Below are 24,559 nucleotides of genomic sequence, written 5' to 3' on the forward strand. Positions count from 1 at the left end.
TAAATAAGCAAAAAATTTGCAAAGTAGCCCCCGCAGAGGGACGGTAGTCATTATTTGCGCTTATGAATAAGGCCGCATTCCCCTGTGCCGTGCAACCTCGCCGACATCGTCTTTCCTTTTGCATGCTTAGTCATTTCTGCCGTCTTTTTCGCCATATTGAATCAGTTAAACTGTCAAGTAACACTTACGTCACAAATTCAACTCATACCCATCGTTTTTTCGTCTGGTATGTTTTGCGTCGCCAAAAAAATGCAGGTAGGATGCTGCGCCATGTTGTGTCTTATTCATACGTAGAATGATTGAAAAGACAGAACGCTTTCCCAACAGAGCAAACGATTGTCTTGCTGCTCTGTGGGGTCGAGGAAGTTCCAAAAGATTCAGACAGGTCAACGGGTAACGCAATGAAAACAACCAACAACAACGCGGCGGAGCATCAGGCCGCGAAACGACGCTGGTTAAACTCTCACGAAGAGGGTTATAACAAAGCGATGGGCAACCGCCACGTACAGATGATCGCTATCGGCGGCGCAATCGGAACGGGGTTATTCTTAGGCGCCGGAGCGCGTCTGCAGATGGCGGGGCCATCACTGGCGATCGTTTATCTGGTTTGTGGTCTTTTCTCTTTCTTCATCTTACGTGCGCTGGGTGAGCTGGTATTACACCGCCCTTCCAGCGGCAGTTTTGTCTCGTATGCCCGTGAATTTATGGGTGAAAAAGCGGCCTATGTCGCCGGTTGGATGTATTTCGTAAACTGGGCGATGACCGGCATCGTGGATATCACCGCCGTTGCGTTATATATGCATTATTGGGGTGCGTTTGGCGATGTACCGCAGTGGGTATTTGCCCTTGGTGCGCTTGCCATCGTCGGGACCATGAATATGATCGGTGTGAAGTGGTTCGCTGAAATGGAATTCTGGTTCGCGCTGGTCAAAGTACTGGCCATTGTCGCTTTCCTGGTTGTCGGGACTATCGTCCTGGGATCCGGTAAACCGCTGGACGGCAACGCGACGGGTTTCCATCTGATCACCGATAATGGCGGCTTCTTCCCCCACGGTCTGCTCCCTGCGCTGGTTCTGATCCAGGGTGTGGTCTTCGCCTTTGCCTCTATCGAGTTTGTCGGTACCGCAGCCGGTGAATGTAAAGACCCGGAAAAAACCGTACCGAAAGCGATCAATAGCGTTATCTGGCGTATCGGCCTGTTCTACGTTGGTTCCGTGGTGCTGCTGGTTCTGTTGCTGCCGTGGATGGCGTATCAGCCGGGGCAGAGTCCGTTTGTGACCTTCTTCTCCAAACTGGGCGTGCCGTACATGGGCGACGTGATGAATATCGTGGTCCTGACCGCTGCGCTGTCGAGCCTGAACTCTGGCTTGTACTGCACGGGGCGTATCCTGCGTTCCATGTCGATGGGGGGTTCCGCGCCTAAGTTCATGTCCAAAATGAACAAACAGCACGTACCGTACGCGGGGATCCTCGCGACCCTGGCGGTCTACGTTGTGGGCGTGTTCCTGAACTATCTGGTTCCGGCACAGGTGTTTGAAATCGTTCTTAACCAGGCGTCTGTGGGCATTATCGCGTCGTGGGGCTTTATCGTGCTCTGCCAGATGCGTCTGCGCAAAGCCATCAAACAAGGTAAAGCGGCGGAAGTCAGCTTTAAAATGCCTGGGGCACCGTTCACCTCCTGGTTAACGCTGATGTTCCTCTTCTCTGTGCTGGTTCTGATGGCGTTTGACTACCCGAACGGCACCCTGACCATAGGTTGTCTCCCACTGCTGATTGTGCTGCTGGTGATTGGCTGGTTCGGTGTGCGTAAACGCGTAGCGGAAATTCACAGCACCGCGCCGGTCGTGGCTGACGCTACCGCTGCTCCCACTGAGCTTGTAGAAGAAACCGCGAAATAATCTGACGTGTAAAAATAAAAGCCAGCCAGGTATTCCACCGGCTGGCTTTTTTTATGCGTGCTTAGAGGGCAATACGGATGATGTCGTCAGGCTCAGTGGCCTCTTTCTCTTTGCTGGCCGCCTGTTTCACGCTGACATAGAGCGTCTGACCATCGGCGGAAAGCGCCAGGCTGTTCGGATGCGTTGGCGTATCGAAGGTTTTCACCACCTTATAGGTTTTGCCATCAATCACGCTGACTTTGCCCGCCTGACGATGGGTGACATACGCCTCGTTACGCGTCGGGTTAAACAGCACCGCCAGGGATTCCGGCGCGGCGATCTTTTGCAGTACAGCCCCATTACGCAGATCAACGACCAGAACCTCAGGCGCTTTGGAGTCGGTAATAAAGGCGCGATGGCCTGCGGTGTCCAGGCTCAGGTTCAGATAGAAGTGCTCTTTACCGTCATCCTGCAATTTCTTACGCGCCACAATTTTGTGGCTGGCGGTGTCGATAGTCAGCAATTCCCCGTCACCGTTGGTGCTATACAGGCGTTTTGCCGCCGCATCGATGGCCAGACCCGTACTGAATTTACCGGTCCCCGTAATGGTGTATTTGAGCGTCATGGTTTCGCCATTTACCGCCCAAATCACACTCTCATTGCCGATACCGCTGATGTAAACGGTGTTAGTCGATTCATCCACCACCAGTTCACGCGGCTGCAGCGGACGCACAGTTTCACTGCGCTTACGGTCATCAAGTACCAGGCGCCCTTTCACATCGCCCGTTTTCGCGTCAATGGCAGTGACGGCGCCATTAGTGGTATTCCCCACCCACAGGGTTTGCGTCCGGGAGTTAATGGCGGCACCGAACGGCTTGAGATCGTTATGGACAGCCAGCGTCACGTCCAGTGAAAGTGGATCCAGACGGTAGACCACGCCGCCTTTATCGGTTTTACGGCTCTGTGAGGTAGCCACCCACAGCGCGTTGTCCTGTTGGCTCCAGGCCATTTCGTAGGCACCTTTACCGACCGGTTTACGCAGCATCTCTTCGCTGGCCTGGGCGTGAAATGTCCCGGCGAGCAGCAGTGAACCTAACAACAGTGAACGACGCAGACGTGGCGCAGATAAATGACGTAAAGACATGACGACTCCCTTTGATAAACAAATATAGTTTTGCTTCACATGCTTCCATGACGCCAGGGTCATAGCCCTGCCTTATTAATTGAGAATAGTAATCATTATTGCGTGCAATGTGGAGCAGTAAATCTGTTTTTACTGTCATCGGCGGTAACGTCTACACTTTTTGTTAACGTAATGTGCCCTTAAAGTTTTCATGAATTGTTAAAGATATTAACATTACGCCATGTTCCCATTTGGTTCGTTTCTTATTCTGGTCAATTTATGAATATTTTTGCCCTTTCAAGAACAGCGTTTCCAGCGCTGTTACTTCCGGTCATCTACGCGCCTGCCGTGCTGGCGGCCGACAATGAACAAACGATGATCGTCAGCGCGACACCCCGCACAGTTTCAGAACTCGACACCCCGGCGGCTATCAGTGTCGTGAACGGCGACGATATTCGTCAGGCCACGCCTCAAATAAACCTCTCGGAATCGTTGGGCGGCGTGCCTGGCTTACAGGTGCAAAATCGCCAGAACTATGCGCAGGATTTACAGCTCTCCATTCGCGGTTTTGGTTCCCGCTCGACCTACGGCGTGCGCGGTATCCGCATGTATGTCGACGGTATTCCTGCCACCATGCCGGACGGACAGGGACAAACCTCGAATATCGATCTCACCAGTGTCGAGAGTATCGACGTCCTGCGCGGCCCCTTCTCTGCTCTGTACGGCAATGCATCTGGCGGTGTGGTGAATGTGACCACCCAGACGGGCCATCAGCCAACGGAACTTGAAGCCAGCAGTTATTACGGCAGTTACGGAAGCTGGCGCTATGGCACTAAAGCCAGCGGTGCGGTGGGCGATGGCACACAGCCGGGCGATGTAGATTACACGGTCTCCTCGACCCGTTTTGTCACCCACGGTTATCGCGATCGCAGCGGTGCGCGTAAAAATCTCGCCAACGCCAAACTGGGTGTGCGTATCGACGAGGCCAGTAAGCTGACGCTGATTTTCAATAGCGTGGACATCAAGGCGAACGATCCGGGCGGTCTCACAAAAGAGGAGTGGCACGATAACCCGCGCCAGTCACCGCGTGCCGTGCAGTACGACACGCGCAAAACGGTTAAACAGACACAGGCCGGGTTGCGTTATGAGCGCCAGCTCAGCGCGCAGGACGATGTGAGTGTCATGATGTACGCCGGGGAGCGTGAAACCACCCAGTACCAGTCAATTCCTCGCGGCCCCCAGTTGAACCCACAGCACGCCGGGGGCGTAATCGACCTGACCCGCCATTACCAGGGGATCGATACTCGCTGGACCCATCGCGGCGAACTGTTGGTACCGGTGACTATCACCAGCGGGTTGAATTACGAAACCATGAGCGAACAGCGCAAAGGCTATGAAAACTTTGTGATGGTCAATGGCGCGCCGGATTATGGTCGTGAAGGGAATTTGCGTCGTAACGAACGCAACCTGATGTGGAACGTCGACCCTTATGTGCAAACCCGTTGGCAGTTGACCGATAAGCTGTCGCTGGATGCGGGGCTGCGTTATAGCTCGGTCTGGTTTGACTCAAACGATCACTATATTACGGCGAGCAACGGCGATGACAGCGGTGATGCCAGCTATCACAAATGGCTGCCTGCCGGGTCGCTGAAATATGCGCTGACCGATAGCTGGAATCTCTATGCGGCGGCGGGGCGTGGTTTTGAAACGCCTACCATTAACGAGCTCTCTTACCGTTCTGGCGGGCAAAGTGGACTCAATTTTGCCCTTAAGCCATCGACAAACGATACCATCGAAATCGGCAGCAAAACTCGCGTGGGTTATGGCTTACTCAGTGCAGCACTCTTTCGCACCGATACCGATAACGAAATTGTCACCGATACCAGTAGCGGCGGACGCACCACTTATAAAAACGCCGGCAAAACGCGCCGTCAGGGTGCGGAGCTGGCGCTCGATCAGCAGTTCGCCGGAAACTGGCGGGCAAAACTGGCGTGGACGTATCTGGATGCGACCTACCGCAGCGACGTCTGCGGGGACAGTAATTGCAACGGCAACCGGATCCCCGGTATCGCGCGCAATATGGGCTTTGCATCACTGGGCTATGTCCCCGAACAAGGCTGGTATGCGGGTGCGGATGTGCACTATATGAGTGATATCGCCGCTAATGACGAAAACACGGCAACCGCACCGTCCTGGACGGTGGTCGGCCTGAACACCGGCTACAAATTTAACTACGGTAACTGGATGATGGATGTGTTCGGGCGCGTGGATAATCTGTTTGATCGTGAATATGTGGGATCGGTGATTGTTAACGAATCCAATAACCGTTACTACGAACCGGCGCCGGGGCGCAATTATGGCGTAGGTTTATCGGTTGCCTATCGCTTTGAGTGATGGCGGTTGAATAACCAGAGGCCCTCTTTTTGCAAAGCGGGCCTCTGTTCTATCAGAAGGTCGTCCAGCCGTCGTCGCTGGTCACCTCAGCCGGTTTACGCGGCGTTGAGACTGGCGGCTGCGGCCTGGCAGGCGTCGATGATTTTACCGGCGTCGCGCCCGACTCAAGACGGAATGTCGCAACCAGTTGTTCCAGGCGTAACGCCTGCTCTTCAAGAGAACCTGCTGCGCTTGACGACTCGCTCACCAGGGCGGCGTTTTGCTGCGTGGTACTGTCCAGTTCACCCACCGCGCGGGCAATTTGTTCAATCCCGCGGCTTTGCTCCTCAGAGGCAGAAGAAATTTCACCCATGATGTCATTAACACGGGTGACCGACTGCACCACTTGCCCCATCGTTTCCCCGGCCTTAGCCACCAGTTCACTGCCGGTATTGATGCGTGACACCGACTCGGTAATCAGTTGCTCGATATCTTTCGCCGCCTGGGAACTGCGCTGAGACAGGCTACGCACTTCACTGGCGACCACCGCAAAGCCGCGTCCCTGCTCTCCCGCACGGGCTGCTTCTACCGCCGCGTTAAGTGCAAGAATGTTGGTCTGGAAGGCAATACTGTTGATGACCGCGGTAATGTCGGCAATTTTGTTTGAGCTATTGTGGATATCACTCATCGTTTTCACCACATCACGCATCACGTTGCCACCTTCACTGGCCGTGTTCGAAGCCTGCGCCGCAAGCCTGCTGGCATTACGCGCGTTATCCGCGTTGTTTTTCACCGTCGCGGTTAACTCTTCCATACTGGCCGCCGTTTGCACGACGGCGGCGGCCTGTTGCTCTGTCCGGGAAGAGAGATCGGTATTGCCTTCGGCAATCTCCGTTGCCGCATGGGAAACCTGCGCCACGCTATTACGAACGTCAAAAATCATCTCGCGAAGACGGCTATTCATACGCCCCATTGCAGCGGTGAGTTTGCCCAGTTCATCGTCGCTTTGTGCGGTGATCTGCGAACTGAGATCGCCACTGGCGATACGCTCGGCCAGCGCCAGGTTATGGACAACAGGACGGGTGATCTGACGAATAATCCACCAAGAGACAATTACGCCAATCAGAATGGCAATAATGCCGATAATGGCCGCTGTGGTACTGGAGTTATCCGCCAGTGCATCGTTATAGGTTTTCACCCGCGCAATCAGTTTCTTGATGTCAGCGCTGCTGTCATCGCCAGCGACTTTAACTTTATCCTCAGCCGTTTTGATCGCCTGAACCGCAGTAAAATAGTTGATGCTCAGGTCGCGATAACGAGCGGTTTCATCCCACAATGCCTGCATCGGAGAAACCAGCTCAGCCGGAAGCTCGCCTGAAAGCGTTTGTACCCCAGCCTGCGCTTTGTTGAAGCGATCATCGAGAATATCGCGCGTCTCTTTCGTCGGGCTAAAACGCACCATTAACGCAGCATCGCGCACCCCACCGATGGCAATCAGTTGATCAAAAATCCGGGCGCTTAATGCGTTATCAGCCACAGGTGTGGAGATGAGTGTACTAAAGCGTGCATGCTTATCGTCTGCTCCGAGCAGGTCCAGGGTCTCGCGAACGGATTTCATGGCTTTCGTCGCCTGCTGCATTTCCGCAGACCCTGCTTCAAAGTTCGCCAGATGGCCTGATAGCGTATGCAACAGCGCGCTCTCGTCATCATTCCATGACATTTCACTTGCACTGGCGGTGAGCTGCGACGCATGTTTTACGTAGTCGGACATGATCGGACCGGCTTTCTCATCACCATAAAGATACTTCAGGCGGTTAATCTTGGCCTGAAAGACCTCAATGTTAACGCTATAAATCAGGTTGGTTTTTGCGTAGACGTCGCGGATCTCTTTAAACCGCAATACGCTCAGAACGGTAGCAATGGCAACCAGAAAAAGCACAATCCCAAACCCGACTGACAGCTTTTTACTGATAGTTATATTTTTCAACCCCTGGCTAAAAGACATCCCAAACTCCTTGCGTCACATCAATGTTAGCGCTCAACTTAGCACTCATCGATTATCGGCAGGCAGCCCAGGGAGTTAAGAGGGAAAATCGCTGAAGACAAAAAACGTGATGATGATGCTCCCCTTTGCCAAATTTTTGGTGGGGAGCATTTAAAAATCATCAAATTGCACTGAATGATTTCAAGACTAAACTATCACTCAGCTATTGAACTGCTTTAACAGTATGCCTGCGCCATCATCAATGGTGCGGTATATTGCTTTTTCGCAACCGTTTTCGTCGCCTTTCTCGAATGCGGATAATAAATCGCCATAATCATATCCACGCGATAACTCAGGTGATGAAGGATAAAGATAATTAAAGCATGGGCCAATCCGAACCCATAATTGTTCAATTATTGCGGCAAGCGTGGGCATTTCCGCATAATGATATACGGCAAAACGAAATACGCGATTCGACTGCAAAGTCAATTCAGTATTTCCTGTTTTTGCCGCCTCACTAAAAGCCTCGGCAAGAATACGCAATTCATGAATTTTACCTGCCGTCATATTTTTGCAGGCAGCGCGAACTGCCATGCCTTCAAGTTTTTTGCGGATATCACTAATTTCTATGAATCGCGCCTTACCCACGTCCGGAACAAGGAATGCTTGCGCAGGAGTAGCATGAAGTGCCCCTGCGGAAACAAGACGCAGTAATGCTTCCCTGACAGGCGTAATACTGGTTCCTAATTGATCTGCAATTTCTTTCGTGATGAGCCGGGCGCCAGGTTTAAGCGCACCAATAATAAGCGCACTCTTTAGACTGGCTTCTACCTGCATAGTAAGGCTCGTCCGCTGCGCTTTTTCCAAATCAAGCATGTGATTGTGTCCCGTCCAAATTCTTATTTATTTTCAGCCTGGTAGCGTGTCGGTGAACATAATTTACGAAGATATATTATGTATAAGCATGCCTGGTATTGGATTGACGCGTAAAGTTAGAACAAAATATTATTTTTTATGCACAACTACCAGGAACCGTTACCGATAAGGTCGTCGATTCCTTATGCTTGTATAATTAAAGACGTTTTTAAAAATTTTGCACGTATTATGATGACGGTTTTCACCGTCACCACCATTTTTAGTTATCCTCGCCGACGCGAATCACAACTTTACCGAAGTTTTTCCCGGCAAGTAAGCCAATAAAGGTCTCTGGCGCGCTTTCAAGTTCGTCAGTGATTTGCTCGCGATAATGGATTTTCCCCTCTTTAACCCACTGCGACATGTCACGCTGAAATTCGTTGATGCGGTGACCATAATCCTGGCTAATAATAAACCCCTGCAAGCGAATTCTTTTTTTCAGGAGCGTCCCCATTAATAACGGGACACGATCCGGACCATCCGGCAAAGAGGTCGCATTATAACCACTAATCAGCCCGCACAACGGAATTCGTGCTGCGGTATTCAATAATGGCAATACCGCATCAAATACCTTGCCGCCGACATTTTCGAAATAAATATCGATGCCTTGTGGACAGGCTTTCGCCAGTTGTTCGGCAAAATCGCTGGCATGGTGATCGAGACAGGCATCAAAACCAAGTGTATCCACCGCATGGCGACATTTTTCACTGCCGCCAGCAACGCCCACAACCCGGCACCCTTTGATTTTACCTATCTGGCCGACCGTCGCCCCTACCGGCCCTGTAGCCGCAGCGACGACCAGCGTCTCTCCCGCTTTTGGCTGCCCGATATCCAATAACCCCATATAGGCAGTGAAACCCGGCATCCCGAGCACGCCAAGCGACCACGATGGATGTTCAGGATTTTCGCCGAGTTTGACGAGCCCTTCACCGCCGGAAATCTCATAATCCTGCCAGCCGCTGTAGCCCAGCACCCAGTCGCCTTCGTGGAAATCGTTATGCTGTGACTGTACGACGCGACTGATGGTAGCGCCGCACATGACGCCATCAACCGGCACCGGCGGACTGTAAGATGGCGCATCGCTCATCCTGCCGCGCATATAGGGGTCAAGTGAAAGGTAGACGGTTCGCAGCAGCACCTGGCCTTCGCCTGGAGTGGCAATGGTATCTTCTTCAAGCCGAAAATTGTCGACTGTCGGTGCGCCCTTTGGCCTTGAGGCCAGAACCCAACGGCGGTTGCGGTCATGCTGTTGTTTCATGTTGCTCTCCTGTTCCCATGAAAAGTTCTATTGATACTAGTCGTGGAAAACAGGAGATGCACATCCATTGTTAACTACCTGGATTAAGGCGCACTACCAGGTAGCGACAGGATGTGTCAGTTTCATTAATGAAGCGACAGTCGTTAGGCGGGCCGAGCTCCAGGCAATCCCCCGCTTTCATTTCATGGCGCGTATCACCCTCCATAAAGACCAGCTCCCCCTCCTGCAGCCAGATCAATTGCCTGGCAAGTGCGTAAGAAGAGGCTGGCATCGGGATATTGCTGCCAGGGGGTAAATCGATTTGTACCAGGTCGATGGGCAGATCGCTGCGCGGCGAGATATGACGGCGCAAATAATGCGTCTGTGGGTCGCGCCAGACGGGCTGGTCGGCAAAGCGCAACAGCTTACCCTCTTGCATCTCAGCGCGCGCAATCAGGGTAGACATGCTAATGCCAAACGCCCCGGATAAGCGGGCAAGCAGTGTCGCCGTAGGGCTACTTTCCCCGCGTTCAATCTTATGGATCATGGCGCGCGAGACGCCAGCGCGCTCGGCCAGTTCGCTAAGCGACCAGCCTCGGGATTCCCGTTCAACGCGAATTCGCGCACTGATCCGTTGATTTATGTTGTCTGTAATAGTATTCATATCGTAATACTATAGTGAACAATCACTGAGGTTCAACCATGAATATTCGTTACGCCAGTAAAGACGATTGCGCGGCAATTGCAGAGATCTACAATCACGCCGTCGTGCACACTGCGGCCATCTGGAATGACAAAACTGTTGACGTGGATAACCGGATTGCCTGGTTCGAAGCACGTGCGCTACTGGGTTATCCCGTACTGGTAAGCGAAGAAGGTGACGTTGTCACTGGCTATGCGTCGTTTGGCGACTGGCGCGCGTTCGACGGTTTCCGTCACACGGTCGAGCATTCTGTCTACGTCCATCCGGATCACCAGGGTAAGAAAATCGGTCAGGCGCTGATGGCGCGACTGATTGACGAGGCTAAACGCGTTGGCAAACATGTAATGGTTGCTGGCATCGAGTCGCAGAACCATGCCTCTATCCATCTGCATGAGAAACTGGGTTTCACCGTCACTGCGCAGATGCCGCAGGTGGGCACCAAATTTGGCCGCTGGCTGGATCTGACGTTTATGCAGTTGCAACTGGATCAGCGCCAGGACCCGGACGCCATCTGATGAATCAGACCCTTACCCTCTGCTTTCTGGTTGCCGCTGGCATTGGCCTGGTGGTGCAAAATACTCTGATGGTGCGCATCACCCAGTCGTCATCCACTATATTGATCGCGATGTTGCTGAACTCGCTGGTGGGGATCGTTCTGTTTGTCAGTATCTTGTTGGTAAAACACGGCCTGTCCGGCTTTAGCGAACTGGCGGCAACCGTCCGCTGGTGGACGTTGATCCCTGGCCTGCTCGGTTCGTTTTTTGTCTTCGCCAGTATCAGCGGCTATCAGTACGTGGGGGCCGCCACCACCATTGCCGTGTTGGTAGCCAGTCAGTTGATTGGAGGGCTGGTGATGGATGTGGTCAGAAGCCAGGGGGTGGCACTCAAAGCCCTGATTGGCCCGGTATGCGGTGCGGTTCTGCTGGTGATTGGCGCCTGGCTGGTTGCCAGACGCCAGTTCTGATTTACAGGATACTGCCACCTTTGGTGAGCTGCTCGCGTCGCGCTTCCATATCCTCTTTATGCTGACGACCATGCTGCGAGATGGCGTGACGCAGGCGCTGTTGCTGGGTATAACGCTCTTCCCGGCTCAGCGCGCTATCGTCGCTCAGTGCAATCAGCAGCTCGTTCATATTTGCAATCACGCTTTGTGCAATGGTTTCGTCCACGCGGGCGATTACCTCATCCAGATGTGACATGCCTACCCCTGTTAATTCAGTTTTGCTTTCGAAAAATCACTGCCCATTAAGCTCACGCTATAACCCGTGACGTTACTGCGTGTGGCATAGAAGGTTTTACCGTTCGCCAGCGCAATCCACGGCGCCTGCTGATAGAAGACCTCTTGCGCCTGACCATAAAGCCCGGCGCGTTTTGCCGGATCGCTGGTCAGTTTAGCCTGCAGTACCGGGCCATCATACGCTTTATCGCACCAGCGTGCGGCATTCGAACCGCTTTTCACACTGGCGCAGCTTAACAGGGTGTCGGCAAAGTTATCCGGGTCGCCATTATCCGACATCCAGCCAAACAGCGCGGTATCATGCTCACCGCGACGCATCCCGGCCAGGTATTCGCCCCACTCATAAGAGACAATTTTCGCTTTCACGCCCACTTTCGCCCAGTCGCTCTGGATCATCTCCGCAATGCGACGTGAGTTCGGGTTGTACGGACGCTGTACCGGCATGGACCAGAGGGTCGTTTCAAAGCCCTTCTCCAGCCCGGCCTGTTTCAGCAGTGCTTTGGCTTTTTCCGGATCGTAGCCGTAATCTTTCAGATCTTTTTTGTAGCCCAGCATGTTCGGCGGCAGCGGCGATTTCGCCACGGTACCCGCCCCCAGGAAGACCGCATCGACAATCGCTTTTTTGTCAGTAGCGTAATTTAACGCCTGACGCACCAGGACATTATCAAACGGTTTTTTCTCGGTGTTAAACGCCAGATAGCCGACGTTCAGCGCATCGATAGTGTGCAGGGTCAGATCTTTATTGCCCTTAATCTGCTCAAACTGAACCGGCGCAGGCGCCGGGATAATCTGACACTCGTTGGTTTGCAGTTTCGCCAGACGCGTCTGGACATCCGGGGTGATGGCAAAAATCAGGTGTTTTGTCGGCACCTCGCCGTCCCAATAGTTGGGGTTTGCGAGATAGCGGATTTGCGCGTCGGTTTTGTATTGCTGTAAGACATACGGGCCCGTACCGATCGGCCAGTTATCGACATTCTCCGGCGTCCCTTTTTTCAGCATGGCGTCGGCATATTCCGCAGAGAGGATGGAGGCGAAGTCCATTCCCCAGTCGGCAAGAAACGCGGCGTTAGGCTCGCTCAAAACAAACTGAACGTGATAGTCATCAACCTTTTTGACATCCTGAATCAGTTTATCCAGCCCAACATCGCTGAAATATTCGTAATTTCCTTTCGAAACATTATGATAAGGATGCTTAGGGTCTTTCTGACGCATGACGGAGAAAATAACGTCATCCGCATTAAAATCGCGGGTCGGTTTAAAGTATTTATTGCTGTTAAATTTGACGCCCTGACGCAGCGTAAAGGTGTATGTTTTCCCGTCCGGCGAGATTGTCCAGGCGGTGGCCAGTGACGGAATCGGGGTGTTTTTCACCGGATCGAAGTTCACCAGGCGGTTATACAGCACCTGTGAACTGGCAACAAACGATGGGCCAGAGCTGGCGATTTGCGGGTTAAACGATTCCGGCGAGGCTTCGGAGCAATAGACAAGGGTGTCATTGTTTGCCGCCCACACGGCGCCTGCAGGTAACAGCGTGCTCAGCGCCAGCGCGAGCAGGGATTTCCTTGCGAACATAGATTCGGGCCTTATTTATTATTTGGAGTATTAATCTCAGCACAGCAGAAGTGAACTGGCAAATAACGAATCACTATCAGGTTATTCTAATCCAGTTGTTTTTGCTGAATTTTCCAGCAAAATTAAATTTATCATTCAACTTAAACGAACTTCTTGCCGTCAAGGTTTATGAGATGGTCTCAATGCGTCGAGAATTCAATGGTTTTGCGCTCTCTTCTGCCGTTTGTTTGTGATGACATTGCGTACAGTAGATGCGTGAAAAAGTCTATGGGATGAAAACGTGGCAAAAACACTCTTGCGCAGCGGCGATCTTGATGATTTTCAAGCCGTGGGCGGCGGCGGTCAGGCCGTATTTGATTCGGCGTTACAAATTCGTGAAGCCCTGCGTCTGCGTAAGCAGCAGGCGCTGGTTGACTGCCTTGCCATACCGCAGGTGAATGATGAAGGCGACCGCGTTGACTGGTACTCCCCTGTTGAAGGCCGCGCCCAGGCCTGGAAAGCCGCCGATGAAGATGCGCGCTTTCGTGCCTTACGTTACCTGGAAAGCACCCTGGACAGCGCCGCGACCCTCAGCCGCAAATGCATGCAGTCGCCAAAAACAGCACAGCAACTGTTTGGTTCACTGCTGGAAAAAGCGTTGCAGTTTCCCGGTGAAAACCACGTTTTTCTTGTTGACGGTAAGCCGGTCATCACCTTCTGGGGCTTTGTTAATCTCAATGAGAGTGCCAGAGAAGATGTGCTGGAATGCCTGCGTAAAGAAGATATTCCGGAGCCGCTTGCCGTTATTGAGCCAGAACCGGAACCTGCCGAAGAGCCTGTTGCCACGGTCACGATAAGCCACGCCGACGAACCGCTGCTCGCGCCTGTGCCGGGAATCAGCACAGCCGTAGCGAAAGACGAACCGGTAATGCAAATGGCCTCGCCGGTTGCTGAACCTGAGCCCGTTCCCGAGCCGGAACCGACGCCAGCCCCTGTCGCGGTAAAACGTCGCCGCTACGGCCTGTGGGTTTTACCGATTGCGGCCGCCGTGGCTGCGGCGGTTGCGGTGCCATTATGGTTAAATCAGCAACATGAAGCCCCCGCCCCGAAAATCGTACAGTCTGCGCCTGTGGTGGCCAGCCCCGAACCTGCGCCGGTCGCCGTTGTGCGTCACACCCCAACGCTGAATGCAAATCTGCCGCTCCATCAGGCCGAGGTGATAGCGCCCAAAGTGGAAACACCTGAACCCGTGGTACATGAGAAAAAACCGTTGGTGATCACCGCTATCCCGAAAGATGCGCTGGTCATGGACGCGCTGGAAGTGAAAACGGGCTCAACCCGTTTCCTGAATGGTAACTGGCGCGTCGTGATGGACGTGAAAGACCAGGCCACCGGCAAAGATGTCACTATGCGTTTTCAGATCCAGAACAATAAAGGCACGGCGCGCGTTATTCAGGGCAATAATTTGAGCTGTCGCGCCGACCTGTACTCCGGCCTGCACGAAACCGGGGTTTTAATGATCAAGAGTCGCAGCACGGCACGTTGCACCGACGGTTCCCGCTACCCAATGCCGGAGATTTCCTGCAAAGCCGGAACCAATGATATCGCGGAATGCAGTGCGCGCTTTGAAGCGAATACCACGCCCGTTGCGGTGACCTTCAGAAAAACAGGTGCCTGATTTTATGCTGGTTAATCTTTGTGATTACAAACAGAGCGTCACACTTATCGCCAACAGTGGCGTCCAGTTTCTCGATTTTGGCCTGACGCCACAGGAGTCGGCACAAAGCGGTCGCTTTGTACGTAAGACGGCGAACGGTCCACTGTTGCGCCTGGATTACGATCTGGTCAATGAACGCTATACCCTACCGGCGCACAATGGCGGCATGCCCGAGGTGGTCAAACCGGAAAGCACCCAGTCGCTGCACGCGTCGCTGGCGGTGCTCGATGGCGTGTGGCTGCCCATACCGTTCTTACGCTTCAACCCGCCGCGTACCTTCGTCGAAGGGCCAGAAAACTGGGCGCGGGTACAAATTCGTAAACTGAGTGAACCGGATGGCGCCGGGAATACCCACCGCGTAACCCTGGCCCTCGACAGCCAGATCAACGGCAACTCCCCGTCAGCGCTGGCACCGCAAGAGAACGATATTCTTAACGGCACACGCTTCGCGCTGGCCTGGCGTGATGACGAAGTGGCGGATTTCCTCGATCAGACCTGGGTAGATGGCTGGTTACGGGAAGCGTTTCTTCAGCACATCAATCAGGATGAACAACGCAGTGAGCGTGAAATTACCCAGGCGTTGCGCAGCTTTGAATATCAGGCGCACTGGCTGAACCTGCTTACCCTTCTGGGAACACAGCTTCTGGTGCCTGAGGTGAAAATTGTCACCCACACGCTGAGCACCCCGGCTATCCCGGTGGATTTAATTCTCGATGTCGGCAACACCCACACCTGTGGCGTCATTATTGAAGATCATGGCGATGCCAACGATGGCCTGCGCCAGACCGCCGAGCTGCAGGTGCGTTCCTTAAGTGAGCCGCAATTCCTCAATGAACCCCTGTTCACCAGCCGCCTGGAGTTCTCCGAAGCACGCTTTGGCAAACAGCATTTCTCGGTAGAAAGCGGACGCGAAGACGCGTTTATCTGGCCTTCTATTGTGCGTGTCGGCGACGAGGCCCGCAAACTGGCGATGCAGCGTCTGGGAACCGAAGGCAACAGCGGAATTTCCAGCCCGCGCCGTTACCTTTGGGATGAAACCCCGGTATTGCAGGACTGGCGTTTTAGCCAGATGAACAGTAAAACGCAGCGCGAACCTCTGGCAACCGCGTTTCCGCTGATGAACCTGATGAACGATGAAGGTCAGCCGCTGTATACCCTGCCCGTCGATGAGCGCCTGCCCGTCTTTTCGCCACAATACAGTCGCAGCACGTTGATGACACATATGCTGTGCGAGCTGCTGGCACAGGCGCTCGGGCAGATTAATAGCGTCGCCACCCGTTTGCGTCTGGGCTTTCCCGCCTCGCCGCGTCAGTTGCGTACCATTATTCTGACCCTGCCGTCGGCGATGCCGAAGCAGGAACGTGAAATTTTCCGCCGCCGGATGTTCGAAGCCATTGCGCTGGTCTGGAAAGCCATGGGCTGGCATCCTCAAGATGATGACTTTGCGCATCGCAAGCAGCAGGAAAAAAGCGTGGTGCCGGTTCCGCATATCCAGATGGAGTGGGACGAAGCCAGTTGCGGTCAACTCGTCTGGCTGTATAACGAGGCGATTTCCCGCTACGCCGGGCAAACCGAAACTTTTTTTGCCTCCCTCGCCCGTCCCGATCGGGCCGAAGCTCCAGGCGCGCGGCCGGGACGCTCCCTGCGCGTTGCCTCGGTGGATATCGGCGGCGGCACAACCGATATGGCGATCACCCATTATCAACTTGATGATGGTACCGGCAGCAACGTTAAAATCACCCCGCAATTGCTGTTCCGTGAAGGGTTTAAAGTGGCGGGTGACGATGTGCTGCTGGATGTGATTCAGCGCTGCGTGCTGCCTGCGATGCAAACCCAATTGCAAAAAGCCGGGATTACGGATGCCGCCTCGTTGCTGGCAACCCTGTTTGGCGACTCCGGGCGTATTGATACGCAGGCGGTGTTGCGCCAACAAACCACCCTGCAACTGTTCATGCCCATTGGCCATGCCATTCTGGCGGCGTGGGAAGAGAGTGATGTTAACGATCCGCTTGCCGGACTGTATGCCACGTTCGGCGAACTGTTGAGCCAGTTGCCAACGCGCAACGTGATGAACTACCTCAAACAGGCGATCGACCATGCGCTCCCTGCCGGCTCGCCGGAGTTTGATGTGCTGAGCGTGCCGATTCAGGTCAACTTCCGCGAATTACAGGACGCGATGCTAGCCGGGCAATTTACTCTTGCCTCGCCGCTGCACGCGGTCTGCGAGGCCATCAGTCATTACTGTTGTGATGTCCTGTTGATTACCGGACGTCCTGGCTGTCTGCCGGGTGTGCAGGCGTTGATTCGCCATTTGCAGCCGGTGCCGGTTAACCGCATGATCTGGCTTGATAAGTACCGCGTGCATGAGTGGTATCCGTTCAGCCAGCAAGGCAAAATCGGCAACCCGAAATCGACCGCGGCGGTAGGGGCAATGCTGTGCAGCCTGGCGCTGGATCTGCGCCTGCCGCGCTTTAACTTTAAAGCCGCTGACATCGGCGCCTACTCGACCGTGCGCTATCTCGGCGTGCTGGATAACGTGGTCAACACCCTGCGCGATGAGAATATCTGGTATCACGATATCGATCTGGATAAACCGGGCGCGAAGCTGGATGCCCGTCTGCATTTCCCGCTGCGTGGTAATGTCACGCTCGGTTTTCGTCAACTGGCAAACGCCCGCTGGCCTGCCACCCCGCTCTACACGCTGAGCATTAACTCTTCTGACCTGGCGAAAACCATCGCCGGCGACGGGGTGTTGAATGTGCGGCTGCAATTTAGCGGCGGCAATAAACACCAGGGGCCGGAATCGTTTATTCTGAGCGAAGCCTGGCTGCAGGATGGTACGCCGGTTCCCGCCGATGCGTTAACCTTCAAATTGAATACGCTGGCCGATCGCCGCCACAGTGGCAGCCATTACTGGATCGACAGCGGGAGTGTGTATCTGAAATGAGTGCAAGTATGAGCACGACCCAGGCGATCAGTGCATGGATCAATGAAAACCGTCAGATTTCACCGTTGCTGGATGATGACGCGGACGCGCTACTGGCGCGCTTAACGGCGCTAACGGCGCAGGAATCTGCGCTGGAAAGCGCCGCGAAAATGCCCTGCACCGTTGGGCTGTACGGGCATGCTCAGGCAGCCAAAACCCATTTACTTGCCGCGCTGTGCGACAGCGGCAACGGACGTTTACATGTCTTGCTGGGTGAGAAGACGCTGGATTATTTCAGCCATCTCAACCCCGGCCATATGTTGACCAGTATGGCGCTGCGTTTCAGCCGCGAAAATCCGCGTGTTGATGATAATTTTCCCCTGCGCTTACGTCTGATTAGCGAGGCGGAACTGGTGCAGGTCTTCATCGCGCACGCGCAGGCCATGCCGGAAGTGCGTGTCGTCGACAAGACGGTTATTGAAAGCCGTCTGGCAAAATGGCGCGCACTGCGCCAGCCAAACCCGGTTCCGGGCATTAGCGCGGAAGATGTCGGGGGAATTGCCCGTTTCTGGCGCTCGGTGGTGCCGTCATCGCAACAGCATATGGACGACGCGCTGTGGTATCAGTTCGCCTGCCTTCTGCCATCGCTGGACTTGAGCGCTCGCGCCAGTGCCTGGGCACTGCTGTGGGGTGAGCAACAGGAGTTAACACAACAATGGCTATCGCTGGCGCATACGCTGCACCAGACCGGAAACGCCCGGGAACTGGCGGCGCCGTTGAGCCTGTTAGTCGATAACTTCGCCCTGCCGACCGAAGGTTTTCTCACCCCTACGGAACAGGACAATGAAGCCATTGCCGGTGAGGTGGTGGTGCATCCGTGGTCGGACGATCAATTACAGAATGCGGTCAGTATTCCTGTTTCGACGCTGGCGCTGTTAACCAAAGAGCTGGTGCTTCCGGTCGAAAACAGTGAACTGAACGGTGTGGATATTCTGGATATCCCCACCCCGGCGCCGCAGGAGGGACATCCGCTGTGGAACAGTAAATGCCGCTGGCTGCTGGAGAGCTATCGTCAGCAATTACAGCCGGATGTCTTACTGATTTGCAATGCCACGGCGCATCGCTCAACCACGACGGCAACGGCGAAAGCGTTACTGAACTGGGTGAAGGAGACGCAATCGGGCCACGAGACCGCACTGCCTGGCCTGGTCTGGACCATCACCCCGCACGATGCCCGTTTTACCAGCGGACAGAATCTTGATGAAGTGGTGCAACAACTGGTCGGGAAACCGGGCCAGCACTGGGGGACGCTGCAGGCGCTGGATGCCAGCAGTTTACAACGGGTTCTTGAGTGGCTCGCCCAGGCAACCGCCCCGGCGCTGCGTCAGCATCGCTTCAAATCCCTGCGTGAACGTCATCAACTGGCGCTGCGCGATCTGATGCAGGCCTGGCTTATCGCCCCCGCAAAAGAGAATGCCGCTCAGCGTACCCGCGCAGAAGCGGTCGTGCGTGAGTTGCAGACCCATGCGGCGCGTCATGGCGAATTGCTGGAAGGCCTGCTGCCGGATATGCAGCAATTTGACTCTCTGTGGAAGGTTCAGCAACCGCGCGAAGAACAGGTCAGCGGCTTGTTTAACGATGCCATCGACCTGTTTGGCGAGGCGGCAGAGAGCAGCGAACAGCCTCAAGTGGCGCGTGATGCGGGCCAACAGGCGCACGCGATGTGGATCAACCACTTGCGTCAGTGGAGTCGTAATGATGAGAACGCCGCCCGGCTTGGCCTCTCGTCCGCCACGGTGCGGCAGATGGCGGAAATCATCATCATCAGTAGCTACCGACTGAATATGCCGGAGCAGTTGCAGAAGATTATGCAGCGCGATACCGCTTCTGCGGCGCAGTTGTACGCCGCCATTGGTAATTTTGTCGCCTGGCTGGGTTATGCCGATGTTCCGGAAGCGCAGCGCCCTGCCAGCCGCGTGCAGAAAGGCAGCGCTGTGTTCGCCTCCGCGAGTTCTGGCTCGACGGAACGGTTAACGCGTTTAGGCGAACAACCTGTTCATGCTGCAACGCGCTATGTTTACGACTGGCTGGTCGCTCTCTATACCCGGTCAGTGGAAAACATGGGTTATAGCCATCCGCATGATATTTCTCCCACCGCGCGCAAGAAACTCAAAACGCTGCTGCCATAAAAAAGACCCGGCCACCATAACCGGTGGGTCGGGCCTTATCGCTTTACACGCGCTCAGTATGCTAGAAAAATGAGAACACCAGGGCAACCGGGAAACTGATCGGCCATGTTGCGCCAACTAAGCACGCGCTGAGCGTTTTGATCCGGCGAGTCTCTTTGGATAAAAACCAGGTCGCTACGCCCGTCAGTAATGCCATCACGGCATAAAACATTAACATCTTAATGAACAAGTCCATCGTCCGCCTCCTTTCCATGGAAAACATACGCAGACTATGTTGCACATTTTTTAAGGTTATTTTTGTCTAACTGGTCACGCCTTGCGTCACTCTTTATCAAAAGATCAAAACAGTGAGACCAGTAAGGCCACCGGGAAGCTCATCGGCCACGTTGAGCCCACCAGAAACGCGCTCAGAAAACGGATCCGTTTACGGTCGCTGGATAAAAACCAGGTAATAATTGCGCAAAGCAGCGCCATGATTGCGTAAAAAACCAGCATTTTTTGATAAAGCGACATAGCCACACTAACCCTGTGATAACAAAACGGGCGCAATATGCCGCTTTTATTGACATTTATCAAGTTTTTTCACTAATCGTGCGCTTTATCACGAAGGGGGAAATTGACGTGACCCTGATTTTACGGACTGGCAACGCGTGACCGTCGCTTCTCGTTACTGCCCTTTACCCGTATTCGTAATGCCCGCGTTGCGAAGCCGGGCCATCACTGGATGCAAATCAGCCCGCTTCAACACTACTGCCTGGCGCTTTTCATTGCATCCTGCTTGCCGGGATTGCATTGCTCTTTTGTACCCGGAAGATAAAATTTTCCCGACCGATCTGGATCTGTGCCACCCGGACAACCCGCGCGGCCCGCAGCGCTGACGCCAGCCGCACCAGCCGATCCGTTGCCGCCATCAGAACCGTTTCCCCCGTCACCCCCATTCCCACCATCAGCAGCGGTTGCGGCAAATACGCAAAGCAGGAAAAAACTCACGAAAGCACGCCTGACCATGTAAACCTCCCTTGTTCAACCCTTAAACATACACTGTGGCATCTCAGTCTACCTTCAAAGGACATGACAGGCTGACTCTGATAATTCAACGAAAGAAAAAGGCGTTTAAGAATGCGTTTGAAGTTCTCTGATGATGGTGGTCGCCCCGGTGCCGGAGGCCTTACGTCTCGCCTGAAGGGAATCGAGAGCGGCGTGAATCATTTCAGTCGCCCTGATTTTTGCATGAGCGACAATTTTTTCGTCTGCAATGCTGGCGTGGCAATGGGGACAATAGGTTATTCCCCTCGCCTTATCTTTGGCGATGGCTGCCAAATCTTCGATAATCACGGTTTTTCCGCATTTATCGCATGCAAATTCGAACATTTTAACGTCCTGAATATCTCACTGGCGCCACTATATAACAGCGAGAGTAAACGGCATTAAAACGTACTGAACATCAGGATGGCGGGCTTAAGCGCTCGGTCACAAAAACTGACACTACTGCATGAGCCATCTATTGTTTATGTTCTTCACGCCAGTCTTTGATCATCTGCGGTGTCACCTCACTGGCATAGCAGACAGGATCATAGCCACCCGGTTTGCTCCATGCGCTGCGCTTACCACAGCTACTGCCATTTCTGGCCTGATTAAACGGGCAGGCACATGGCCCCGGGTAAGCTGCAATGGACTCCTCAATCACCTTTTGTTTAACCTGTGCATCACTCAATATCTGTGTTTTAGCCAGACTGTTTTCAATACTCAGCACACTGGTTACAGCCAGCACGATCAACACCCACGGTGTGATTCTCATTGAGGCGTCTCATTAAGGAGGGAATGAACTTTCAATGTAGGACGCTACCCCCACGACAATATTGATCGCAAGCAACATCCGGTTGTTTTCTCAGGCCACTCAGTCCGTGAGTTATATATTTTTCCTCTTTGATTTACGTTAAGTTTTTTATAAATCATAAGATTAAGCCTGGCGTGAAATTGACATAAAAAAAGAGAACGGGATGCTTTCATTTTTGTCATAAATTCACCGGATGCTTACTTTGGCGGATGGCTGATTTCTCTGGTATTGTCTCAATGCCGTAACTAATTCTTACAGGGTAACAGTAATGCAAAAGTTTGACGATCTATGGCAAGCCATCGAGACCAGAGTGTGTGAAAACAATGACATAACGCACGAGGAACTGACGAACGAAACGACGGCCAGGGGATCTGCTGCGAAGCAACGCGTCGCACATATTTTTACTCTGGAAGTCCTGCTGTCTCGTCATCGGGAGAAGTATGCCAGTCCTTATGTGGCACTGGCCGGGGAAGAAGCTCTGTGGCATCTTATTTTCAAGCGTACTGGCTGGAAACCCTTTGAAATTAAACAGCTCTCCTTTAGCGACGCAATGTTTGTGATAGCTGAGCTTTTTCGTGATGAGAATTTGCCAGCGGATGTCCGGGGAATGTTACGCGCCAATGGGTTACGCGATCAGTCTTATTCTATATATGATTTCTCAGAAAAAGACTGGGCTCCACGGGATAATGAAAACATCCTGAAACGCTAGCCTGCGAATCATTTGAATATTAAGGGCCGCTGCGCCCTTTTTTATTTTCACGTGTTTAATATGAAATACGCTTTACGCCGTGCATCCCTGCCGTCGCATCACCGGTCATGCTCTATTTCACATAGCCTGCTAAGTTTATTTAAAACGTTTATGAAACGCGATTACCTGCCAATTGCACTATTAACCGGCATGGTTTTCAGGCGTTTAAAAAATACTGCCCGGTCATTGCGCTACTTAACGCAGGTTCATAGCGGGCAAAATGAAGCTCCTCGCCTTCACAGAAATAAGTTTCTATAGGCAACGTCAGACCGGACGCGCCTTCTGCTGTCTGGTTTACGGACCAGGTTACGGTGGTGTCGCTATCATTAACCGTCAAATACTCAGGGATACCGCCAGGCAGCAGTACCACAACGACTTTACTCATTTTGTTTCCCCCAGAGACTAAAAAAGCAACATTATCAATGGCGGGATATGATGATAATTTGTCGCACTAATTAAATTAATGTGACAATCCCAACCGTGATATGCAGTAGTACATTTGTAGGTTTTATTTTAATGTTGGTCACGCTACGCGGGTAAGGCGCGTTAAGCATTGTCAGGAATATACCATCTTTACGTTTTTTGACACACAAGAAATTATAAAGCGTGAGAGTTACCTCAATTATTCTGTACCTGTGAATAAACGGCTACAGAAACGGTAACTCCCACGCTCACGCTAAACCGGGTTAAAAGCTCAGTGTTTGATCATCACGTGGCGAACCACGGTGTAATCTTCCAGCCCGTACATCGACATATCTTTGCCGTACCCCGAAAGTTTTTGTCCACCGTGGGGCATTTCACTGACCAGCATAAAGTGGGTATTGACCCAGGTGCAGCCATATTGCAGACGCGCACTGAGGCGGTGCGCGCGGCCAACATCTTTGGTCCACACGGACGATGCCAGGCCATATTGCGAATCATTGGCCCAGTCCAGCACCTGCTCTTCATCATCAAATACCGTCACGCTGACGACCGGCCCAAAGACTTCGCGTTGCACTATCGCATCGTCTTGCTTTGCCCCGGCCAGCAATGTGGGCTGGAAGTAGAAACCCGCCCCCTCACGCTTGCTGCCGCCGGTCACCACACGGATATGACTTAATGCTTTCGCCTCGTCCACCGCTTTGCTGACACGCGCTAAATGGGCTTCGGAACTCAGGGGGCCCAGCTCGGTGGTTTCATCATCCGGCGGGCCCATTTTCAGACTCGCCACCGCGGCCCCCAGTTTTTCAACCAGCGCATCGTAAATCCCTTTTTGGGCATAAATGCGACAAGCAGCGGTACAGTCCTGCCCGGCATTGTAGAAACCAAAAGTACGAACGCCTTCGACAACCGCATCCAGATCGGCGTCATCAAACACAATAACCGGCGCTTTGCCGCCCAGCTCCATATGGGTACGTTTAATCGAAGAGGCGGTATGACCGATAATGTGCTCACCGGTGGCAATCGAGCCAGTCAGCGAGACCATGCGCACTTTTTCATGTCCGGTCAGCGGATCGCCAACGGTTTTCCCCCGACCGAACAGCACATTCAGTACTCCTGGCGGGAAAATATCCTGCGCCAGCTCGCCAAGTTTGAGCGCCGTCAGCGGCGTGATTTCTGACGGCTTAATCACCACACAGTTACCTGCCGCGAGCGCAGGCCCCAGCTTCCAGGCCGCCATCATCAGCGGGTAGTTCCACGGGGCGATAGAGGCCACAACGCCAACCGGGTCGCGGCGAATCATTGAGGTATGCCCTTCCAGATACTCCCCGGCGGCCAGTCCGTTCAGGCAACGCGCGGCACCTGCGAAGAAGCGAAAGACATCCGCGACCGCCGGAATTTCATCGCTCAGCACGCAATGCAAGGGTTTGCCACAGTTCAGTGACTCAAGCATTGCAAAGGTTTCGGCATTGTCTTCAATCACCTGCGCCAGTTGCAGCAGGCACTCGGCGCGCGCTTTTGGCGTGGTCTGTCCCCATGTTTTGAAGGCCTCATCGGCCGCCTTCACCGCCGCGTCTACCTGCGCAGGCGAGGCTTCGGCAATCTCCAGCAACACCTCGCCGGTGGCCGGGTTAAACACGGCCTGTTTCTCGCCTTCGCCGTCGACCAGTGCTCCATTGATAAATAATTGATGTTGCATAGCGCTATCCTTTCAGAGTTGTC

General features: G+C 53.5%; 22 protein-coding genes. 8 read left to right on the forward strand and 14 right to left on the reverse strand.

The features are described from left to right. Positions 1–401 precede the first annotated feature (401 nt). Entirely contained in the window at positions 402–1,898 is a 1,497-nt protein-coding gene (ansP, locus tag MRY16398_RS14920; RefSeq protein ID WP_039079082.1) for an L-asparagine permease, read from the forward strand. Positions 1,899–1,959: 61 nt separating this feature from the next. On the opposite strand, the gene yncE is transcribed toward ansP, so the two are convergent. After that, positions 1,960–3,021, reverse strand: a complete 1,062-nt coding sequence (gene yncE, locus MRY16398_RS14925; RefSeq protein ID WP_125124705.1) for a 7-bladed beta-propeller protein YncE — start codon at positions 3,019–3,021, stop codon at positions 1,960–1,962. Between the two features lie 258 nt (positions 3,022–3,279). Between yncE and pqqU the strand changes: the two genes are divergently transcribed. Beyond that, positions 3,280–5,394 carry a TonB-dependent receptor PqqU gene (gene pqqU, locus MRY16398_RS14930; protein ID WP_071194150.1) on the forward strand — a complete coding sequence of 705 codons (2,115 nt, stop codon included), beginning with the start codon at positions 3,280–3,282 and terminating at the stop codon, positions 5,392–5,394. 52 nt (positions 5,395–5,446) lie between these two features. Here the strand turns inward: pqqU and MRY16398_RS14935 are convergent, their stop codons facing one another. From MRY16398_RS14935 to MRY16398_RS14950, 4 genes are all read right to left on the reverse strand, one after another. Further along, complete coding sequence (locus MRY16398_RS14935; protein WP_125124706.1) at positions 5,447–7,378, reverse strand: methyl-accepting chemotaxis protein; 1,932 nt, start codon at positions 7,376–7,378, stop codon at positions 5,447–5,449. A 198-nt stretch (positions 7,379–7,576) separates the two neighbouring features. Then, on the reverse strand, positions 7,577–8,233 hold the full coding sequence (locus MRY16398_RS14940) for a GntR family transcriptional regulator (RefSeq protein ID WP_125124707.1): 657 nt from the start codon (positions 8,231–8,233) through the stop codon (positions 7,577–7,579). A gap of 259 nt (positions 8,234–8,492) precedes the next feature. Beyond that, complete coding sequence (locus MRY16398_RS14945; protein ID WP_125124708.1) at positions 8,493–9,530, reverse strand: NADP-dependent oxidoreductase; 1,038 nt, start codon at positions 9,528–9,530, stop codon at positions 8,493–8,495. 70 nt (positions 9,531–9,600) lie between these two features. Continuing rightward, positions 9,601–10,173, reverse strand: a complete 573-nt coding sequence (locus MRY16398_RS14950; protein WP_039079088.1) for a helix-turn-helix domain-containing protein — start codon at positions 10,171–10,173, stop codon at positions 9,601–9,603. A 38-nt stretch (positions 10,174–10,211) separates the two neighbouring features. Here MRY16398_RS14950 and MRY16398_RS14955 point away from each other — a divergent pair, with 38 nt between their 5' ends. Both MRY16398_RS14955 and MRY16398_RS14960 read left to right on the forward strand, forming a co-directional pair. Continuing rightward, entirely contained in the window at positions 10,212–10,727 is a 516-nt protein-coding gene (locus MRY16398_RS14955) for a GNAT family N-acetyltransferase (RefSeq protein ID WP_039079089.1), read from the forward strand. Next, positions 10,727–11,176 (forward strand): DMT family transporter, encoded by a 450-nt coding sequence (locus MRY16398_RS14960; protein WP_071194147.1) that lies wholly within the window; start codon positions 10,727–10,729, stop codon positions 11,174–11,176. The genes MRY16398_RS14955 and MRY16398_RS14960 overlap by 1 nt, the downstream gene beginning before the upstream one ends. Position 11,177: 1 nt before the next feature. Here the strand turns inward: MRY16398_RS14960 and MRY16398_RS14965 are convergent, their stop codons facing one another. Both MRY16398_RS14965 and MRY16398_RS14970 read right to left on the reverse strand, forming a co-directional pair. Next, positions 11,178–11,411, reverse strand: a complete 234-nt coding sequence (locus tag MRY16398_RS14965; protein ID WP_039079091.1) for a DUF2526 family protein — start codon at positions 11,409–11,411, stop codon at positions 11,178–11,180. 11 nt (positions 11,412–11,422) lie between these two features. Then, positions 11,423–13,021 carry an ABC transporter substrate-binding protein gene (locus MRY16398_RS14970; RefSeq protein ID WP_125124709.1) on the reverse strand — a complete coding sequence of 533 codons (1,599 nt, stop codon included), beginning with the start codon at positions 13,019–13,021 and terminating at the stop codon, positions 11,423–11,425. Positions 13,022–13,301: 280 nt separating this feature from the next. On the opposite strand from MRY16398_RS14970, the gene MRY16398_RS14975 reads away from it, so the two are divergent. The 3 genes from MRY16398_RS14975 to MRY16398_RS14985 are packed head-to-tail and all read left to right on the forward strand — an operon-like array spanning position 13,302 to position 19,832. Beyond that, a complete protein-coding gene (locus MRY16398_RS14975) occupies positions 13,302–14,678 on the forward strand; it encodes an SrfA family protein (RefSeq protein WP_125124710.1) in 1,377 nt (458 codons plus the stop codon). A 4-nt stretch (positions 14,679–14,682) separates the two neighbouring features. Then, positions 14,683–17,664, forward strand: coding sequence for a virulence factor SrfB (locus tag MRY16398_RS14980; RefSeq protein WP_039079094.1), 2,982 nt, complete (start codon positions 14,683–14,685; stop codon positions 17,662–17,664). Beyond that, a complete protein-coding gene (locus MRY16398_RS14985) occupies positions 17,661–19,832 on the forward strand; it encodes a virulence factor SrfC family protein (protein WP_125124711.1) in 2,172 nt (723 codons plus the stop codon). Before MRY16398_RS14980 ends, MRY16398_RS14985 begins: the two co-directional genes overlap by 4 nt. A gap of 61 nt (positions 19,833–19,893) precedes the next feature. Here the strand turns inward: MRY16398_RS14985 and MRY16398_RS14990 are convergent, their stop codons facing one another. The 5 genes from MRY16398_RS14990 to MRY16398_RS15010 form a co-directional block, all read right to left on the reverse strand. After that, a complete protein-coding gene (locus MRY16398_RS14990; protein WP_064572402.1) occupies positions 19,894–20,067 on the reverse strand; it encodes a GhoT/OrtT family toxin in 174 nt (57 codons plus the stop codon). A gap of 104 nt (positions 20,068–20,171) precedes the next feature. Further along, entirely contained in the window at positions 20,172–20,345 is a 174-nt protein-coding gene (locus MRY16398_RS14995; RefSeq protein ID WP_064572403.1) for a GhoT/OrtT family toxin, read from the reverse strand. 251 nt (positions 20,346–20,596) lie between these two features. Further along, complete coding sequence (locus tag MRY16398_RS15000; RefSeq protein WP_172600657.1) at positions 20,597–20,797, reverse strand: hypothetical protein; 201 nt, start codon at positions 20,795–20,797, stop codon at positions 20,597–20,599. Positions 20,798–20,945: 148 nt separating this feature from the next. Then, positions 20,946–21,203 (reverse strand): hypothetical protein, encoded by a 258-nt coding sequence (locus MRY16398_RS15005; RefSeq protein ID WP_125124713.1) that lies wholly within the window; start codon positions 21,201–21,203, stop codon positions 20,946–20,948. 130 nt (positions 21,204–21,333) lie between these two features. Further along, entirely contained in the window at positions 21,334–21,630 is a 297-nt protein-coding gene (locus MRY16398_RS15010) for a hypothetical protein (RefSeq protein WP_039079098.1), read from the reverse strand. Between the two features lie 307 nt (positions 21,631–21,937). Between MRY16398_RS15010 and MRY16398_RS15015 the strand changes: the two genes are divergently transcribed. Continuing rightward, positions 21,938–22,378: an ECs1072 family phage-associated protein gene (locus tag MRY16398_RS15015; protein ID WP_039079099.1), complete on the forward strand. Its 441-nt coding sequence runs from the start codon at positions 21,938–21,940 to the stop codon at positions 22,376–22,378. A gap of 196 nt (positions 22,379–22,574) precedes the next feature. Here the strand turns inward: MRY16398_RS15015 and MRY16398_RS15020 are convergent, their stop codons facing one another. Together MRY16398_RS15020 and patD are read right to left on the reverse strand one after the other, a co-directional pair. Beyond that, positions 22,575–22,802, reverse strand: coding sequence for a hypothetical protein (locus MRY16398_RS15020; protein ID WP_052249252.1), 228 nt, complete (start codon positions 22,800–22,802; stop codon positions 22,575–22,577). Between the two features lie 309 nt (positions 22,803–23,111). Continuing rightward, the gene (patD, locus tag MRY16398_RS15025) at positions 23,112–24,536 is read right to left on the reverse strand and encodes an aminobutyraldehyde dehydrogenase (protein ID WP_125124714.1); all 1,425 of its coding nucleotides are present in this window, start codon (positions 24,534–24,536) and stop codon (positions 23,112–23,114) included. Between the last annotated feature and the right edge of the window lie 23 nt (positions 24,537–24,559).

Source organism: Phytobacter sp. MRY16-398, from assembly GCF_003925915.1.
GTDB lineage: Bacteria > Pseudomonadota > Gammaproteobacteria > Enterobacterales > Enterobacteriaceae > Phytobacter > Phytobacter diazotrophicus.

What these genes read in the sequence shown, in the direction of transcription:
- ansP (WP_039079082.1), top strand. Translation starts at nt 402, where the DNA reads ATGAAAACAACCAACAACAACGCGGCGGAGCATCAGGCCGCGAAACGA.
- yncE (WP_125124705.1), bottom strand. Translation starts at nt 3,021, where the DNA reads ATGTCTTTACGTCATTTATCTGCGCCACGTCTGCGTCGTTCACTGTTG.
- pqqU (WP_071194150.1), top strand. Translation starts at nt 3,280, where the DNA reads ATGAATATTTTTGCCCTTTCAAGAACAGCGTTTCCAGCGCTGTTACTT.
- MRY16398_RS14935 (WP_125124706.1), bottom strand. Translation starts at nt 7,378, where the DNA reads ATGTCTTTTAGCCAGGGGTTGAAAAATATAACTATCAGTAAAAAGCTG.
- MRY16398_RS14940 (WP_125124707.1), bottom strand. Translation starts at nt 8,233, where the DNA reads ATGCTTGATTTGGAAAAAGCGCAGCGGACGAGCCTTACTATGCAGGTA.
- MRY16398_RS14945 (WP_125124708.1), bottom strand. Translation starts at nt 9,530, where the DNA reads ATGAAACAACAGCATGACCGCAACCGCCGTTGGGTTCTGGCCTCAAGG.
- MRY16398_RS14950 (WP_039079088.1), bottom strand. Translation starts at nt 10,173, where the DNA reads ATGAATACTATTACAGACAACATAAATCAACGGATCAGTGCGCGAATT.
- MRY16398_RS14955 (WP_039079089.1), top strand. Translation starts at nt 10,212, where the DNA reads ATGAATATTCGTTACGCCAGTAAAGACGATTGCGCGGCAATTGCAGAG.
- MRY16398_RS14960 (WP_071194147.1), top strand. Translation starts at nt 10,727, where the DNA reads ATGAATCAGACCCTTACCCTCTGCTTTCTGGTTGCCGCTGGCATTGGC.
- MRY16398_RS14965 (WP_039079091.1), bottom strand. Translation starts at nt 11,411, where the DNA reads ATGTCACATCTGGATGAGGTAATCGCCCGCGTGGACGAAACCATTGCA.
- MRY16398_RS14970 (WP_125124709.1), bottom strand. Translation starts at nt 13,021, where the DNA reads ATGTTCGCAAGGAAATCCCTGCTCGCGCTGGCGCTGAGCACGCTGTTA.
- MRY16398_RS14980 (WP_039079094.1), top strand. Translation starts at nt 14,683, where the DNA reads ATGCTGGTTAATCTTTGTGATTACAAACAGAGCGTCACACTTATCGCC.
- MRY16398_RS14985 (WP_125124711.1), top strand. Translation starts at nt 17,661, where the DNA reads ATGAGTGCAAGTATGAGCACGACCCAGGCGATCAGTGCATGGATCAAT.
- MRY16398_RS14990 (WP_064572402.1), bottom strand. Translation starts at nt 20,067, where the DNA reads ATGGACTTGTTCATTAAGATGTTAATGTTTTATGCCGTGATGGCATTA.
- MRY16398_RS14995 (WP_064572403.1), bottom strand. Translation starts at nt 20,345, where the DNA reads ATGTCGCTTTATCAAAAAATGCTGGTTTTTTACGCAATCATGGCGCTG.
- MRY16398_RS15005 (WP_125124713.1), bottom strand. Translation starts at nt 21,203, where the DNA reads ATGTTCGAATTTGCATGCGATAAATGCGGAAAAACCGTGATTATCGAA.
- MRY16398_RS15010 (WP_039079098.1), bottom strand. Translation starts at nt 21,630, where the DNA reads ATGAGAATCACACCGTGGGTGTTGATCGTGCTGGCTGTAACCAGTGTG.
- MRY16398_RS15015 (WP_039079099.1), top strand. Translation starts at nt 21,938, where the DNA reads ATGCAAAAGTTTGACGATCTATGGCAAGCCATCGAGACCAGAGTGTGT.
- MRY16398_RS15020 (WP_052249252.1), bottom strand. Translation starts at nt 22,802, where the DNA reads ATGAGTAAAGTCGTTGTGGTACTGCTGCCTGGCGGTATCCCTGAGTAT.
- patD (WP_125124714.1), bottom strand. Translation starts at nt 24,536, where the DNA reads ATGCAACATCAATTATTTATCAATGGAGCACTGGTCGACGGCGAAGGC.